A 15,778-nucleotide genomic window follows, 5' to 3' on the forward strand; every position below is an offset into this window, starting at 1 on the left:
ACCTTGTTCGGTGCCGGGCCCGCCCCGTATCGCGCTAGGCGCGCCTCACTGCGGAGGCGGCTGCTGCTGCCAGCCCTGGCCCAGGCCCGGCTGCTCCGGTGCGGGAGCGTCGGGGGCGGGCTGTTGCTGCTGCCAGTGGGCCGGCGGCTGGGCGGGCTGCTGGGTCCAACCACCCTGCTGCGGCGGGTAGCCGGCCGGCGGCTGCCCCTGCTGCGGATGCTGCTGCCCCTGCTGGGGCTGGCCCTGGCCCTGCTGCGGGTGCTGCTGCCCCTGCTGGGCGGCGTACTGCTGCTGCGCGTACGGGTCGCCACCCATCTGCTGCTGGGGGTACATGCCGTGCGCCTGCTGCGCCCGCGCGAAGTCCTCGGCCACCAGGGCGGAGAGGTTGAAGTACGCCTCGCGGGTCTTGGGCCGCATCATGTCGAGGTCGACCTCGGCACCGGCGGCCAGGTGCTCGTCGAAGGGGACGACGACCACACCGCGGCAGCGGGTCTCGAAGTGCGACACGATGTCGTCGATCTTGATCATCTTGCCGGTCTCACGGACACCGGAGATGACCGTGATGCCGCGCTGCACCAGGTCGGCGTAGCCGTGCGCGGACAGCCAGTCCAGGGTGGTGCTGGCGCTGCTGGCGCCGTCCACGGACGGGGTGGAGATGATGATCAGCTGGTCGGCGAGGTCGAGGACCCCGCGCATCGCGCTGTAGAGCAGACCCGTACCCGAGTCGGTCAGGATGATCGGGTACTGCTTGCCGAGGACGTCGATCGCCCGCCGGTAGTCGTCGTCGTTGAAGGTCGTCGAGACGGCCGGGTCGACGTCGTTGGCGAGGATCTCCAGGCCCGAGGGGGCCTGCGAGGTGAACCGGCGGATGTCCATGTAGCTGTGCAGATGCGGGATCGACTGCACCAGGTCACGGATGGTCGCACCGGTCTCTCGGCGCACCCGTCGGCCGAGCGTGCCGGCGTCGGGGTTGGCGTCGATCGCCAGGATCTTGTCCTGCCGCTCGGAGGCGAGCGTGGAGCCGAGAGCCGTGGTCGTGGTGGTCTTGCCGACACCGCCCTTGAGGCTGATCACCGCGATCCGGTAGCACGACATCACCGGTGTACGGATCAGCTCCAGCTTGCGCTGCCGCTCGGCCTCCTCCTTCTTCGCACCCAGCTTGAACTTGGACGGCTGGGCGTTGGCGCCGGGCTTGCGCTTCTTCGGCTGGTTGCGCAGCAGGCGGTCGGAGGTCAGCTCGACGGCGGCGCTGTAACCGAGCGGGGCACCCGGGGCGGCACGCTGCTGCGGCTGCTGCTGACCCGGCTGCGAGTACGAGGCGTAGTTCGCCGCGGCGTTCGGGTCGCCGGCCTGCTGGCCGGGGAGCGGCTGGTACTGCTGGGCCTGCTGGGCTTGTTGAGCCTGCTGGGCTTGCTGTGCCGCAGCTGCCTGCTGGGCCTGCTGGGCTTGTTGCGCCTGCTGTGCCTGAGCTGCCTGCTGCGCGGCCGCTTGTTGCGCCTGCGCCGCCTGCTGCTGGTCGTATCCGGGGTGCGCCTGCTGACCGTGCTGCGGGTAGCCCTGCGCGGCACCGGTCTGCGGGTAGCCGTACGCGCCCTGCTGCGCGGGGGCGTTGGGGTGCTGCTGCGCCTGCTGCGGGTGCTGTGCCTGCTGCTGGCCCTGCTGGGGGTACCCGTACGCGGGCTGCGGATAGCCGTACGCGCCCTGCTGCTGCGGCTGCTGACCCTGCTGCGGGTAGCCGGCCTGCTGCTGGGGCTGGCCCTGCGGGTAACCGGCCTGCGGCTGGGCCTGCTGGGCCTGCTGCTGGACGGGTGCCTGCGGGTGGCCCTGCTGGGGCTGCTGGGCGGCCTGGGGGTGCTGACCGGCCTGCTGCTGCGCCTGAGCCGTCCGCGGGTCCGCGGGCTGGAACTCCGGCGGCAGCGGCGGCAGCCCGCCCTGCCCCGGCACACCCTGCTGCTGACCGTCCGCCGCGGCGCCCCACGGAGCACCCTGCTGCGGCACGCCCTGCGCAGGCGTCGCCTGTTGGGGCACGCCCTGCTGGGGAACGCCCTGAGGGGCGGTCTGCTGCGGTGCACCCTGCTGAGGGATGCCCTGCTGCGGCACACCCTGCTGCGGCGCGCCCTGCGGCTGCTGCTGGCCCTGGGCGGCCTGCACCGGCTGCGCCGCGGCCTCCGGGCCCGGCTGGGGTGCGGCAGCGGCCTCAGCGGCCGGCGCCGCGCCCTGGGCGGGGGCGTCGACCGGTGCGGCCTCCGGCTGCGGTGCCTCTTCGGACGGCGCGGCCTCCGGCTCGGCCGAGGTCGCGGCGTTCGGCTCGTCGTCGTCCTCGTCGTCGTCCCAGAGCGAGGCCGAGGGGTCGAAGGCGCCGGAGCGCTGATTGCCGGAACCGGCCGCGTCGTTCGTGGCCGGCGCGGCGTCCGCGGGAGCCTGCGGAGCGGCGGCCGGCGTGGTGCCGGCGTCGTCCTGCGGGCGCAGCGTCGGGAACCCGGGCGGCGCGGCGTCCACGGGCGCCGGCGTGCCCTGCTGTGCGACTCCGGGCACCGGCGCGCCCTGTGCGGGCCCCGCCAGCGGCTGGCCCGTGGGCGGCCCGGGAGGCTGCGCCGTGGCGGGCGTAGTGGTGGGTGAAGGCGCAGGAGGAGCCGAGGGAGAGGCCGTGGCGCTCGCGCCGCCACTGGTGTCGTTGCTCGCGTACCAGGCCGGAGCGGCAAAATCGATCTTGAACTCGCCGGTCAGGTCGAACTCGGACTGGTCGTCGTCAGGATCGTTTCCGTCCGGACGGAAAGCCTCCTGCTCGTTCACTGTGCCTCCTGGTGTACTGCAACGCACCTGAACGGCAGGACCGGATACAGGCGGATCGTTCGGGTGTAGCGGAAGTCGGAACACACCACCCGGGGTTGCGCCAACACTAACTGTCTCCATCCCCGTGTCGACTGCCGTCGTGCCGTGCTCCGCGGCTGTCCTATACAGCCTAATCAACAGTCGGCCCATAACGGCAGTCGATGTCATGTCGTCTTCAAGCCCCATCGGCACACACGCACGGGCGCATCCGAGGATGCGCCCGTGGGAGTGTGCCGCGGCCGGTTGCGTGTGCGAGGCGCCCGGCGCCCGCGGTCAACCGGCCCGCGCAGCCGGTCAGTCCATGCGTCGCGGCCCGCCGAGCAGGTTGGTCTCGGCCTCCGTCGGCTGGGTCATGACGAACTGATGGCTGCCGTCACGCGAGCACCACAGCATGGCGTTGTCGCTGAGCGTCGGCAGCACCGCGCCGACCTGCTCCGGCAGTCGCATGATTCGCGTCACAACCTCCGCCTCCTCGGGCGAAAGCCGCTGCAGACCGACCAGATCGGCGCGGCCGAGCATCTGCGGCGACCGCGGTCCGAGGAACGGCAGCACGGTCAGCACCGACTGCCAGGGGCTCGGGGCGAGCTGATTGCGCGGCGGACGCGCACCCATGTCGCGTACGACCAGCACGGGGCTGGAAACCGACGGTCCCTGCGGCGCGATCTGGCGCACTTCGTGGACCGACACGCACTGCTGCCCGCCGCCCGCGCTCTGCGCCATCTGGCCCCAGGCCGGCGGCCGCGCCGTCTCGACCGCGACCCGGGCGCCGACGGCGACCGTGCGCAGCGCCAGGATCTGCGCCATCCACATGCTGCCGACCAGCGCGATCTCCATCGGCGCGGGGCGCAGCAGGCTCAGCACGGCGGGCTGGTTCTGCGGGTCGATGCCGATGATCACGCCGTCGTCGCCGACCGGCAGCGTCAGCGCGCCGAGCGACTCGGGCGTCAGGACGTGCGGGCTGCGCCGCGGGCCGCGCAGGCCGTAGCCGGGCCGGAGCTTCGGACCGGTCGGGCCCGTCTCGTCCTCTTCCGGGCGCGGCTGGTGGTTGAGCCGGCGGGCCCCGCCGGCACCGGCCAGCGGGGGGTTGCGCCAGCCGTCGCTGCTGGCGCGGGGCTGATACGTGGGAGAGGCCATCAGCGGGTACCTCCGAGCGGGAGCGTGGCCAGCAGGCCGGGCAGCTGTTCGCGGTCGAGACGTACGAGCCCGACCTTCACGGAACTGGAACGGCGCTCCAACTCGGTCTGTGCGGCGGAGAGTTCGTTCTCACTGCGGGTGGAAAGACGGACGTAGCCCGAGATGGCCGGGGCACGGCCACCGCCGTGGGTGGCGGTCAGCGCGAAGGTGCTGGCCATCGCCCTGGTGCTGGTCAGCAGCTGGGTGACGGCCGCCAGCGGCGCGCCGCCCTGGCCCAGTTGGGGCCACCGGCCGATCCAGTACGTGGAGTGCCAGCGGTCGTCGCAGCGCAGCGCCCGGGTCGTCTCCTGGGTGCGCCGGGCCGCCCGGCCGTCCCGCCCCATCGCGCCGTTGGCGGCCCGCGGGCTGACGCACACCGCGGTGCCGATCGCGGCCACGACCTCGCGTTCGTCGAGCACCCTGGCCCGTACGCCGTGCGCGGTCAGCCGGCTGACGAGCTGGTCGGCGGCGCGCAGCAGCGAGCGCTTGGCGCCCTCCACACCGCCGCCACGGGCCTCGATGGCCTCCGAGCACAGCTCCGGGTCGAGCTTGAGCGCGATCCAGGTCAGCTGGATGGCCGGGGTCTGGGACTGGGCCTGCAGCGGCGCGTACGACCGGGCCGCGACGGCCTGTTCGGGCAGGTGCGGCGCCGGCGCGGGCTGGGTGTACTGCACGAACTGCACCGACTCGAGGTGGATGTCCTCGATGTCGAGGGCGGTGTGCAGCACCTCCAGGGGCAGCATGTGGCTGCCGCGCTGCGGCCGCAGCGGTTCGTCGCGGGCGTCCACCTGCACCAGGGCCGTCAGGAACGTGCCGTCCCCGACGAATCCGATGGCGCGCTGGTCCGCCTCCGTCGTGTACTCGTAGGTCCGCAGCGCCGGCTCGCACTCCACGACGGGTGCGAGCGCCGGGTCGACGCCCTGCGTGGCGGCGAGGTTGGCGGCGCTGTCCTTGCCGCGGCGCTTCATGGCGCGCACGGTGGTGATCCACTCCGGCAGCGGGATCTTGCGGCGCCGGCCGAGCGCGAAGACGACCAGCAGGGCCGCCACCACGACGGCCGCGGTCAGCGCGGCGGGGTGGATCGTCCAGCCGACCAGCACCAGTGCGGCGGCGAGTTCGATGATGGCCAGCTGCTGAACGCGGACTCCGCCGATCGTTCCGGCCTGTTGGCGCAGTCGCGGTGCCACCGGACCGGCCGGGCGGGCTGAGGAACCCCGGCCGCCATTTCCTCTATTGCCCCGAGCTGTGCCGTTTCGGCCAGCATTTCCCGCATTTTGCGGTGCAGCGGAAGGCTGTTGCTGCTGTTGCCGCCCATTGCGGCGTCGAGCCCTGGTGGCGCTGGACATCCCCCGGCCTGCTCCTCTACTGGTGATCTGGGCCTCTAGGCGTATCGGTCGCCGCTGAGACTGGTGCGTTGGAAGGTGGCACCCGTACCGTACGGGTCGATCGACACACGGCATAGTAGAGGGCGCTACGGCGTGAGTGCCGGGGGCGGTTCGATGTGGATCCAACAGGCGGGGAGAGAAAGCAACAATGGCATCACGTCGGGACGAGCTGAATGCGTATTCGTTCGCTCGAAAGCGCACGAATGCGGCATTTCTGAAGCCGCTGCCGAACGGTTCGATCGAAAGCGCTCCCAGACCACTCAAGGCCGTGGTGCCGAGCATCGTGGTGGGCGTCCTGATTCTGGTCGGATTCGGTGCCTGCGGCATCATCAAGCCGGTTGCTCCGCAGGGGTGGGACGAAGTCGGGGCGAATCTGCTCGTGGGGAGCGACTCCACCACGCGCTATGTGGTTCTGCCCAATACGGACGCCAACGGCCAGAGCCACAAACTGCTGCACCCCGTCCTGAACCTCGCATCGGCGAAGCTTCTCCTCAACCCCGATAAGTTCAACGTGGTCAAGGTCAAGGAATCCGAGCTGGACGGGAAGCTCGCACACGGCCCGGCCGTCGGTATTCCGTATGCGCCCGACCGGCTCCCCTCCGCCAAGGAAGTCGACAAGCCGAAGTACTGGGCGGTGTGCGACCGTCCGGGCAGCGGTCAGAACAGCAAGCCCCAGCAGGCGGTGTTCGTCCTGGGCGGCAAGGACAAGGAACTCGTCGACGACCCCAAGAAGGGCAAGCTCGACCTGCACGGGGCGCTCTACGTCGAGGACCCCAAGGGCAAGCGGTGGCTGGTCGACCAGTACGGCATGGCCTTCGAGTTCGACGCCACGCTGGGCGGAAAGATCGGGACGGCGCAGAGCCCGGAGAAGACCAACCTCGACCTCCAGCGCATCATCTTCGGGGAGAACGCCGAACCGCAGAAGGTCACCACGGAGTTCATGGCGACGCTCATCAAGAGCCCCGTTCCGATCGCCATGCCCCGCATCGCGAATGCCGGTCAGCGGACCGTCGCCATGGGCGTGCCGGACAAATTCCAGAAGATCGGCACGGTGCTGCAGACCAACGAGGGGCAGCAGAAGTACGTCGTCCAGGCCGACGGCGTCTACAAGGTGTCGAACTTCGTCGCGAAGCTCCTGCTCGAGGGCCAGAACGCGAAGGACATGAACGCCGGCGGCGGGGCGCTGAAGGCCGAGAACGTCTCCACCTCGAGCATCACGCCGAAGGCGGACGACGGGGGCCGCGCCCAGTCCTACCTGGGCAAGATCCCGGGCACCGACATCGACATGCCGTGGCCGACCGAGGTCGTCTCCGCCGCGAACGACTTCAAGAACGGCTCGTCCGGCGGCCTGGGCTCGCCCACGGGCACCGGTGTCTCCTGCAGCGTCTACAAGGGCACCAACACCAAGCTCCCGGGCGAAGCGAACAAGCTGCTCGGGCACCCCAACGGCGTGCCGAACATGCAGACCTGGGTCGGCAAGGACTACCCGGCCAAGATCGCCCCGGGCGCCGGCTCGTACGTCACCCCCGGCAGCGGCCTGCTGTACCGGCAGGTGTCCACCCCCTCCGCCACGTCCGGAAGCCTCTTCCTGGTCACCGACACCGGCCTTCGCTACTCCATCCCGGAGAACAACGACGGCGGCAGCAAGGCCGGCAAGGCGGACCAGGAGCAGGGCAAGTCGCAGCTGCACCTCGGCTACAAGGGAGCGCACCCGCCGCTGATCCAGAAGACCTGGTCCGAGCTGCTCTCCGCGGGCCCGTCGCTGGACGTCAACAGCGCCAAAAAGCCGCAGTCCTCGTGATTCGCCGAGGCCGCGCCGAAATCCGTATCACGGCTTTCGGCGCGGCTTCTCGCCGTGCGACGACCGACGATCTCGCGGCGATCTTCTCTTTGCCGGCGACTTTCCAGATCTGACCGATAGCGCCCTATCTGCCCGAATTCACCGAACGGCGTTTCCTGGGCGGGGAGTTGACAATGTTGTGATCCCGTCACAAGACCCCGCCCCCCTGTTGGGGACAGGGGCGCCGAGTGGTTAAAGTGGTCGAAGGCGTCAGCAGGAGATGCCGACCACGCAAGCCGGCTAGCCGGTGTGGCGCGGAAAACGTACGAGTCTCATGGGGGACGTTGACTATGGCTGGTCAGCAGTACACAACCACCGAGGAGGAGATGGTCGCGTTCAGCGGCAAGATCTCCTCGGTCAACCAGTCGATCCAGGGCGAGATCTCGCGCCTGAACACGGTCGTCGACACCATCACGTCTGGGTGGAAGGGTGCTGCGGCCTCCTCGTACAACCAGCTCCAGTCGCAGGTGAACGAGGACGCCAACCGTCTCAACCAGCTCCTGGGTGAGATCAAGGAAGCGATCGACGAGACCACGAAGAACTACTCCGCCTCCGAAGAGGAGCAGGCGCAGTCGATCACGCACATCTCCGCCTCGGCTTCCCCGTTCGGATGATGGGGCCGCGTCGCTGACCGCGGCGCACGGCTCAGTCGCCGCAGCACGGGCCAGCCGGCACTCGCCGCCGGCCCGCTGCGGCATGTGAATCGACCAGCATCATCAACTCCTGAGGAGACACCATGTCAGGCCAGATCCTCGTTAATTTCGCGACGATCTCGCAGGCCAGCTCCGACGTGCGCGGTACGGCCAACAACATCCGCCAGCAGCTGGACGACCTCGAGGCGGGCGTCAAGAAGATCGCCGCCAGCTGGGAAGGTGCGGCGCAGGAGGGCTACCAGGCCCGCCAGCGCGAGTGGGACCAGCGCGCTGCCTCCCTGCACTCGACGCTCGAGGCCATCGCCAAGGCGCTGGACCAGGCCGCTCAGAACTACCAGGCCACCGAGCACAAGAACTCGGGCATCTGGGGAGCCTGACCTCGCGTTAGCGCAGGTACGGATGGCGATCGGCTGAGCAGCCCGGACGGCTCGCACAGTGGTCAATGAGGGCGAGCGCGCTGCACCAGTGCGCTCGCCCTTCTGCCGTCCACACCACGCCCATCGAACTTCCTCCTATCCGCCTCAATCTCCGCCGTTTCCTCACTCTTTCTTTCCCCACCCCTCGCCCCGCCTATTCCGCCACACATGGAGAGCAGACAACCCGTGGGATCTCGCGCCATTGGTCATCGAACCGGGCACCGTCGCCGAGCGGCGGGCGCAATGGTTACGGCGGCGTGCTTTGTCGGACTGACGAGCGTCACCGCCGCGCCGGCGGTCGCGGACGAGAACGTGCCGCTCAACAGCGGTGAATGCAAGTTCGGCGCCGACAACATCAAAGAGACCCCCTGGTCGCTGCAGCGCCTGCTGACCAATCAGATGTGGGCTTCCGGTAAGGGCGAGGGCATCCGCGTCGGCGTCATCGACACGGGTATCGATGCGGGCAACAAACAGCTCGAAGACGCGATCGGCAGCGGCGGCATGACTCTGGTCAAGGGCAAGCCGACCGACGACAAGGTCGGCCACGGAACCAAGGTGGCCGGCATCATCGCGGCCCGCCCCATAGCGGGCTCCGGTTTCTACGGAATCGCGCCCGAAGCCAAGGTCGTTCCGTACCAGCAGACCTCGGAGGAGAAGGCCGGCACTGCCGACAGCCTCGCCAAGGCCATCCGTAAGGCCGTCGACGAAAAAGTCAGCATCATCAACATCTCCCAGGGAACCGGCGCCAACCGAGCCCTGCTGCCCACCCTCGAGCAAGCGGTCAGCTACGCCGAGAAGAACAAGGTCCTCATCGTCGCCTCCGCCGGCAACGGCGGCGCCGACGGCGGTGAAAAGAGCATGTACCCCGCGGCCTACTCGGACGACTACTCCAACGTCCTCGCGGTGGCCGCCTCGGACCGCAACAACGAGCGCGCGCCGTTCTCCCAGTCCGGGAAGTTCGTCCAGATCGCCGCACCGGGCGTCGACATGGTCTCCACGGTCCCCGACGGCGGCAACTGCGTCGACCAGGGCACCAGCTTCGCCGCGCCCTACGTCACGGGAGCCGCGGCCCTGCTGAAGGCGAAGCACAAGGACTGGACCCCGCAGCAGCTGATCTGGCACCTGGAGCAGACCGCGGAGCGCGTGAACCGGGACCGGAACGACTTCATCGGCTGGGGCGTGGTCGACCCGGTGGCCGCCCTCAACGACAACAGCGAGCCCACCGGCCCGCCGAAGCCGGACAAGCCCTCCGGAGTGGCTGACGGCTCCAACATCCACCCGGCCGCGGTCACCATCGGCGAAAGCGCCGAGGACCGGCGTGCCCGCATTTCCATCTACATTGTCGGCGGCGGACTTCTCGCCGTCGGCACGGTGGTTGGCACCGCCATCGCCATCCGCGACTGGCGTCGAAAGACTGGTTTGAGAACACACGGGGAGGCATAAGCCATGGCTCAGGGGCAGTACGGCGTTGATCTGGACGCCTTGGACCAGGTCATCAAGGAGCTCAACCATGTCCTGAAGGAGATGGGCGACTCGAAGAGCACGGCGAAGAACAGCACCTACCTGCCGAAGGGGTCCCTGGGGAAGGGGTTCAAGGAGGAAGGGCAGCTGTACCAGGCTCACGACCTGATGAAGACCGACATCGAGCGGCTGATCGACATGGTCGAGGGCCTGGTCGACCGGTTCGGGAAGAAGTCGTCCAAGGTCAGGGGCGCCTACCAGGACGCCGAGGCGGACAACACCGTCGGCATGAAGTGACGTCAGCGGGCTGACGTAGTGACAGATAAAGCGTGTTCGATGACGGAGTGGGGGACAGTAGATGTCAGCGAAAGATAGTGAGTTCAAGCCCGCAGAGGTCCACGTTCCGAAGAAGCCCGACCCTGCGCCCAAGGGCTCGGGTGCGGCTTCGGAAGAAAGCTATGAAGTCGGCCAGAGCCGTCCTCAGTTCACCAACCTGAGGCTGAACCAGGTCAAGGCGCTGGTCGAGGGCGCCGACCCGGGCGAGGTCGGCAATGTCGCCGAGGGCTGGAAGAAGGTCCGCGTTTCTCTCGTCGGTGACGACTGGAACAGCGGCATCAAGAAGAAGTTCGACGACGCGGTGACGAAGGTCCTGCAGTCCTGGCACGGCCAGTCCGCCGACCAGTTCGCGACCTCGGCCCAGAAGATCAGCAACAACTTCGCGAAGCTTGCGGCGTACCCGCACAACACCGGCTACGTCCTTGAGCAGATCAGTGACCGGCTCAAGGAGGTCAAGAAGGCCGTCGAGGCCGTCGAGGAGCCGAGCTGGCTGGAGCGCAAGGCCGACCGGCTCAGGGACCTCGCAAACTCCGACACGGGCAAGGCCGGCGCCATCGGCTCGATGCTCCCGGGCGGGAGCGTGATCGTCGGCGGTGCGGCCAAGCTGATGGGCGCCGGCGACGGTCGAGACGACTCGGGGCTGAACAGCGACCTGGCCAACCCGAAGAACTCCATCTACGACGCCATGAACAAGAATCGCGGAAACCTGTCGATCGACAGGGAGCGCGAGCTTGAGGCTGCTCATTACATGGAGCAGTTGGCGACGACTTATCGGTCGGGTGTGACGGCTATTGGAAAGCCGCCGCTGGGGGGTGGGCGTGATGGCCGTATCGACGATGACGTCCCCAGCTACGACGGTGGCGGCGGCGCGATCCCCCCGATTGCCCCGTACGGCCCGCCTCCGTCCGGCCCGAAGGGCGGCACTTCGATGCCGAAGATGCCGGGTGTCACGGGAGGCGGGTACCAGACTCCTCCGGCGATGGAAGCGCCGCGCCCGAACGGTATTGACGGTGGGATCGGCAGCATCCCCAAGACCCCCGCACCTCACGTGGGTACTGGGCTTGACGGCCTCTCAGGGGGCACCGGTCTTGGTACCTCAGGCATCGGTGGAGGTGGCGGCGGTGGCGTAGGCACCGGCGGCTTGGGCGCAGGCGCCGGCGGTCCCCACGGTGGCTCGGGTTCGGGCATCGGCACGCCTGGTATGCCAGGCATGGTCGGTGGCGCCGGCGGTGCACGTGGCGGTGGCGCTGGCGGCGTACGAGGCGGTGGCGCCGGTGCTGGAGCGGGCGCCCGCGGCGCTCGTGCTGGCATGCCGGGCATGGCTGGTGCCGCTGGAGCCGGAGCCAAGGGTGGTGCCAAGGGCGCGGGCGCTGGTAAGGGTGGCGCACTCGCTCGTCAGAAGGGCGGCATCATCGGCGGCAAGGCAGGCAAGGCCGGCGGCGGTACGCAAGGAGGCTCGGGTCTGCACCGCAGCCGCGGCGGCTCGCAGCAGGGCGCCGCAGGCGGCCGCCGGCCGGCTGGGATGATGGGTGGACCCGGTGCCCACGGTGCCAAGGGCAAAGACAAGGCCAACGAGAACGGTCAGCGTCCTGACTACTTGGTAGAGGATGAGGAGACCTGGACGCCGGAGCGTAATGTGGCGCCCAAGGTCATCGAGTAGGACCCTGTCGGTCGCGATCCGACACACGGCGGAATCGAAGTGGGGCCCGCAGTCCTCGGGCTGCGGGCCCCACCTTGCTAGGGAGAGGTGTAACAGCATGAGCTTCACGCGGACGCTGCGTGCGGTGGGCAGCGCGGTGGTGGCGGGAGCACTGCTCTTCGGCTCCGCTCCGGCTGCCTCTGCGGACCAGATCAGAGATGATCAATGGCCGCTCAAGGCGTTTGACGCCGAAAGCGTGTGGAAGGTATCGACAGGTAAAGGCATCACAGTCGCAGTTATTGACGATGCTGTTAACGGCAGTCACCCTGATTTGAAGGGTAATGTGCTGCCGGGGAAAGATATTGGTAATGGCGGGACGGCCGACCATGAACGTGTAAATGACCACGGCACTTCGATGGCCTCCATCATTGCAGGCCATGGACATGGTGCTGGCAACTCGCAGGGTGTGAAGGGCCTGGCACCGGACGCCAAGATCTTGCCGGTCGCCATTCCGGGAGAGGACGATATCCCGGACCCGAACGCGGAGTCACTGGCAGACGCGATCAACTATGCTGTTGATAACGGTGCGTCTGTCATTAATATGTCCCTCAGTCACCCTGTCCTGACTGAGAAGGAAAAGACGGCGCTTTCGAAGGCGATCAAGAAAGATATCTTCCTCGTTGTCGGCACTGGCAACGATGGAGCGGGTCGCCTCGGTCAATTGCCTTCCTATCCAGGAGTAGTCGCTGTTGGTGCAGTCGACAAGGCTGGTCAGGTATGGGAGCGCTCCAATTATGGTCCGGAGACGATGCTCACGGCGCCCGGGACCTTCATCAGGTCTGCTGCGGCGTCCAAGCCGTATCGTTTGGCAAATGGCACCTCCGACGCCACAGCCTACGTCTCCGGTGCCGCCGCGCTTCTCCGTGCCAAGTACCCCGACCTCACCGCCGGTCAGATCGCTAACCGTCTCGTGAAGACGGCTGGTCTTCCGCCCGGCAAGGAGGGAATGAAGCTCCCGGACCCGCGCTACGGTTACGGCTTCATCAAGCCGTACAGCGCGCTGACCAAGGACATTCCCGCCGGTTCCAAGAATGGTCCGCTGAAGACTCCCAAGACGGAGCCTTCCGCGGGGACTGGCGGAGCGACGGTCGCAGGATCTTCTGGCGGTGGGAACGAGCCGGCGAGTGGCCAGAAGGAAAGTGGCCTTGGCGTGGGTGCCATCGTGGGAATTGCGGTGGGCGTTCTCGTAGTTGTCGGAATCATTGTCCTCGTGGTGGTCCGGCAGAAGAAGAACGACCGTAACGGCCCGCCGCCCGGTGGATTCGGTGGACCTGGTGGCGGTGCCGGGCTTCCGCCGCAGCCGGGTGGCCCGTACCAGCAGCAGGGTGCCTACCAGCAGCCGGGGCCGTATCAGCAGCAGCCCGGCGCTCCGGGTTACCCGCCGGCGCCGCCCATGCAGCCGCCGGGCCAGTAACAAGGCAGGCAGACAGGCACCTTCCGGCACTGTCGCTGGTGCAGACATACGATTCGGGGCCCACAGCATACGAGCTGTGGGCCCCGATTTGATCGCCGTTGTCGCCACAGCGGCGCGGTCAGTTTTCTACCGTACGGCCACGCATCCATGGCCGCGCTGGGCGTGGAGATCGCCGACGCGAAGAGCAGGTGGCGGTTGCTCGAAGGCTCGTGGCACGTCGGCCGCCACTGGGCTCACCTCTGGTGTCGGGTGCTGACGCTCTCGCACAACCAACAGCTGACGCTGGTGCAGGTACATGTTGTTACCGCTGAGGCTGACACTTCGTAGACGATCTCGCAGAAGGCGGCGGGTACGACGATGTCCGCCGTCTCGACCGGTCGGCCGTCGTCGCTGTAGTACGTCCGCTCAATGCGGGTGACCAGCGCACCCCGCTGAACGCCGAGGAGATGCGCTTCTTCGGCGTTCGCCGTCCCCGGCTCAGGCCGCTCCACGGCGCGATTGACTGTGATGCCGATCTCGGCCATGCGACCGACCACGCCGATCCCAGCGTGGGGACCGCCTTCGGGCAGCACTACAAGCGTGCCGGCCGTGATGCTGCAAGGCTCCCAACTGATCGACAGATGAACCGGCTTGCCCTCGGCCAGGTATTCGTAGGAGGTGCGCACGCAGTAGTCGCCTTCGGCGATTTGAAGGCGTGTTGCGATGTCCGCTGGAGCCGGAAGCATTGCTTCGCTCTTGCTCTCCCATGCGCCCCGCATTCCGAGAGCGGCCATGTCTGCACGAAACGGCGCACCTTCCGTCTGCTCGCGGTATGGCGAGCGGACCATGGATACTCGCTCGCGCGGCTCGGCTACCTAAGTCCCCTGATCCGGCCCGACCTTCCAAGATGCCCTGCGAGATCAGCAGTTCCTGCGCGCGGCGAATGACGGCATCGCCAACACCGCACTCTCGTGCGAGTCCTTCCGATAGTCCCTTCCTGGAGTAGAGTTATTTGGGTCAGCCTTTCGCGCATCATCCCCGACATTCCGGGATTCATCGCTAAGAATCTTGAGCTGAGCTTCCCGATCCAACCGCGCTACATCAACAGGAGGGCGGCGGTGATGGCGCATCTCATCTGAGCTGTGGCCATGCCACCATGGATCTCTCCCTGAGCCACCATTGGGCCCTCCCTGCCTTCTGCCCGTGCTACCTCCGCCCCGCCGCCCCGGCCGGGATTCGGAGCCTTCGGGTCCTTCTTGCCGTCCCTGCCGAGCCCTTTGAAGCGGTCGGCGAGTTGCTTGTCGTTGTCGTGGTGGTTTTTGGCCATCTGCTTCACACCACGGGTCATGTTGTCGTCGAGGTGTTTGGCGGTCTTTTTGACGCCGTCCTCGATGCCTTCGATGACCTTGTCGAGCATGGCGTTGGCGGCGTCCGCGATGGGATCTTTGCCGCGGGTGCGGCCGTGGTGGCTCCTGGCCTAGCCGATCTTGCCGCCGGCCTTGTTGCGGAAGGTGCCGCCTGCGCTTTCCAGGCTGGTGACGACGCGGTCGTGTTCGTCGGCGTCGAAGCTGAACCCGCTACCGCCACCGGCCCCGCGGCCACCGCCGCCGGAACTACTGCCGCCTCCGGATCCGCCGAGGCCGCCCCCTCCGCGACGGCCGCCGGCGCAGAGGAGTTCCATAGGGTTCTCGGCAGCTGACTTGGCGGAATCCATGGCCTCCTGGACGCCCTGGTTGGAGCCGTCCTTGCTGGCCTTGGCGGTCTGGCCCAGGTCCACGCCGTCCTGCGCGCCGAGGGCGTTGGCGCCGAGCTGGACGACGAGGACGCCGACCATCGCCCCGAGGGCCTCCTCGACCGGGGTGAGGGCGATGTTGATGACTTGTTCGGCGACCTGCTGGCAGACCTCCTGGAAGAGGCGTTTGACGATCACGCGGGTCGCCTGGGTCGCGGCCAGCGCGCCGACCTCGGAGAGCCCGAGGGTGAACGGGGCTGCGGCCTGCGCCGCGATGACTTCGGCGGCGAGGATGCCAAGTTGCACAAGCGCACCGATCTTGGCGCCCTCGATGAGGAACGCGACGCCGTCCATGACGGTGGCCGCCATACGGCCGCAGTCGGCGAGCCCTTTCGGTGTGGGCCTCGTTGGCTCCCTCGTCGATGTCGTCGGCGAACTCCCGCATGGCGTTGGCCATTTCGCGGTAGTCGCCCTCGTCCACATTCGGCCATGAGACGCCGATCAAGTCGAGCAGTTCATCCGCCCAGCCCGGCAGTACAACGCCTACGTAAGACACTTCCCCCGTTGAACCTGCGTTAGTCGATCATGCGTTTCCATCGAGGAAAGCGATTCTTCAAGCGCACTATGAGTCATCCCCAACGTCCGCCGGTGCCGGGCACAATGCCGGGGGAAGGTGCCGACTGGCAGGGGAGGGCCCGCGGGCGGACGGGGCGGTGTACACGGTGATGCCCTCGGGTTGCGTGGGTGTTTGGGGTGAACCAACGGAACCCCGGGGCGGAACGGGTGGGCCGCGGTGAGGCGCAGAACCAGCGGGCCGGTGTCGTATAAACAACATGAGCTGGCGGCGAGTAGGATTGT

General features: G+C 68.0%; 12 protein-coding genes and 1 pseudogene. 7 read left to right on the forward strand and 6 right to left on the reverse strand.

Going from position 1 to position 15,778, the window contains the following annotated elements:
- Nucleotides 1-45 precede the first annotated feature (45 nt).
- The 3 genes from ACFWZH_RS37385 to eccE form a co-directional block, all read right to left on the reverse strand.
- A complete protein-coding gene (locus ACFWZH_RS37385; protein WP_384442242.1) occupies nucleotides 46-2,793 on the reverse strand; it encodes an SCO5717 family growth-regulating ATPase in 2,748 nt (915 codons plus the stop codon).
- A gap of 333 nt (nucleotides 2,794-3,126) precedes the next feature.
- On the reverse strand, nucleotides 3,127-3,966 hold the full coding sequence (locus ACFWZH_RS37390) for a hypothetical protein (protein ID WP_384442245.1): 840 nt from the start codon (nucleotides 3,964-3,966) through the stop codon (nucleotides 3,127-3,129).
- Nucleotides 3,966-5,192 (reverse strand): type VII secretion protein EccE, encoded by a 1,227-nt coding sequence (eccE, locus tag ACFWZH_RS37395; RefSeq protein WP_384442248.1) that lies wholly within the window; start codon nucleotides 5,190-5,192, stop codon nucleotides 3,966-3,968. Before eccE ends, ACFWZH_RS37390 begins: the two co-directional genes overlap by 1 nt.
- A 346-nt stretch (nucleotides 5,193-5,538) precedes the next feature.
- Between eccE and ACFWZH_RS37400 the strand changes: the two genes are divergently transcribed.
- The 7 genes from ACFWZH_RS37400 to ACFWZH_RS37430 all read left to right on the forward strand — a co-directional run bounded on the left by ACFWZH_RS37400 (nucleotide 5,539) and on the right by ACFWZH_RS37430 (nucleotide 13,209).
- The gene (locus ACFWZH_RS37400) at nucleotides 5,539-7,191 is read left to right on the forward strand and encodes a type VII secretion protein EccB (RefSeq protein ID WP_384442250.1); all 1,653 of its coding nucleotides are present in this window, start codon (nucleotides 5,539-5,541) and stop codon (nucleotides 7,189-7,191) included.
- A 329-nt stretch (nucleotides 7,192-7,520) separates the two neighbouring features.
- On the forward strand, nucleotides 7,521-7,844 hold the full coding sequence (locus ACFWZH_RS37405) for a WXG100 family type VII secretion target (protein WP_384442253.1): 324 nt from the start codon (nucleotides 7,521-7,523) through the stop codon (nucleotides 7,842-7,844).
- 122 nt (nucleotides 7,845-7,966) lie between these two features.
- Nucleotides 7,967-8,260, forward strand: coding sequence for a WXG100 family type VII secretion target (locus tag ACFWZH_RS37410; protein WP_384442256.1), 294 nt, complete (start codon nucleotides 7,967-7,969; stop codon nucleotides 8,258-8,260).
- Between the two features lie 282 nt (nucleotides 8,261-8,542).
- A complete protein-coding gene (gene mycP, locus ACFWZH_RS37415; RefSeq protein ID WP_384442259.1) occupies nucleotides 8,543-9,742 on the forward strand; it encodes a type VII secretion-associated serine protease mycosin in 1,200 nt (399 codons plus the stop codon).
- 3 nt (nucleotides 9,743-9,745) lie between these two features.
- Nucleotides 9,746-10,057, forward strand: a complete 312-nt coding sequence (locus ACFWZH_RS37420) for a hypothetical protein (protein ID WP_384442262.1) — start codon at nucleotides 9,746-9,748, stop codon at nucleotides 10,055-10,057.
- Between the two features lie 61 nt (nucleotides 10,058-10,118).
- Complete coding sequence (locus tag ACFWZH_RS37425; protein WP_384442265.1) at nucleotides 10,119-11,756, forward strand: WXG100 family type VII secretion target; 1,638 nt, start codon at nucleotides 10,119-10,121, stop codon at nucleotides 11,754-11,756.
- 97 nt (nucleotides 11,757-11,853) lie between these two features.
- The gene (locus ACFWZH_RS37430; protein ID WP_384442268.1) at nucleotides 11,854-13,209 is read left to right on the forward strand and encodes a S8 family serine peptidase; all 1,356 of its coding nucleotides are present in this window, start codon (nucleotides 11,854-11,856) and stop codon (nucleotides 13,207-13,209) included.
- Between the two features lie 317 nt (nucleotides 13,210-13,526).
- On the opposite strand, the pseudogene ACFWZH_RS37435 reads toward ACFWZH_RS37430, so the two are convergent.
- From ACFWZH_RS37435 to ACFWZH_RS37445, 3 genes and pseudogenes are all read right to left on the reverse strand, one after another.
- A pseudogene (locus tag ACFWZH_RS37435) lies at nucleotides 13,527-14,166 on the reverse strand (GntR family transcriptional regulator); the annotation flags it as partial.
- A 118-nt stretch (nucleotides 14,167-14,284) separates the two neighbouring features.
- On the reverse strand, nucleotides 14,285-14,605 hold the full coding sequence (locus tag ACFWZH_RS37440) for a hypothetical protein (protein ID WP_384442271.1): 321 nt from the start codon (nucleotides 14,603-14,605) through the stop codon (nucleotides 14,285-14,287).
- 60 nt (nucleotides 14,606-14,665) lie between these two features.
- Nucleotides 14,666-15,289 (reverse strand): hypothetical protein, encoded by a 624-nt coding sequence (locus ACFWZH_RS37445; protein ID WP_384442274.1) that lies wholly within the window; start codon nucleotides 15,287-15,289, stop codon nucleotides 14,666-14,668.
- Nucleotides 15,290-15,778: the final 489 nt, after the last annotated feature.

The organism is Streptomyces sp. NPDC059008 (assembly GCF_042749045.1).
GTDB lineage: Bacteria > Actinomycetota > Actinomycetes > Streptomycetales > Streptomycetaceae > Streptomyces.

Coding starts and splice junctions, on each gene's coding strand:
- ACFWZH_RS37390 (WP_384442245.1), bottom strand. CDS start 3,966: ATGGCCTCTCCCACGTATCAGCCCCGCGCCAGCAGCGACGGCTGGCGC.
- ACFWZH_RS37400 (WP_384442250.1), top strand. CDS start 5,539: ATGGCATCACGTCGGGACGAGCTGAATGCGTATTCGTTCGCTCGAAAG.
- ACFWZH_RS37405 (WP_384442253.1), top strand. CDS start 7,521: ATGGCTGGTCAGCAGTACACAACCACCGAGGAGGAGATGGTCGCGTTC.
- ACFWZH_RS37410 (WP_384442256.1), top strand. CDS start 7,967: ATGTCAGGCCAGATCCTCGTTAATTTCGCGACGATCTCGCAGGCCAGC.
- mycP (WP_384442259.1), top strand. CDS start 8,543: ATGGTTACGGCGGCGTGCTTTGTCGGACTGACGAGCGTCACCGCCGCG.
- ACFWZH_RS37420 (WP_384442262.1), top strand. CDS start 9,746: ATGGCTCAGGGGCAGTACGGCGTTGATCTGGACGCCTTGGACCAGGTC.
- ACFWZH_RS37425 (WP_384442265.1), top strand. CDS start 10,119: ATGTCAGCGAAAGATAGTGAGTTCAAGCCCGCAGAGGTCCACGTTCCG.
- ACFWZH_RS37430 (WP_384442268.1), top strand. CDS start 11,854: ATGAGCTTCACGCGGACGCTGCGTGCGGTGGGCAGCGCGGTGGTGGCG.
- ACFWZH_RS37440 (WP_384442271.1), bottom strand. CDS start 14,605: ATGCTCGACAAGGTCATCGAAGGCATCGAGGACGGCGTCAAAAAGACC.
- ACFWZH_RS37445 (WP_384442274.1), bottom strand. CDS start 15,289: ATGGCGGCCACCGTCATGGACGGCGTCGCGTTCCTCATCGAGGGCGCC.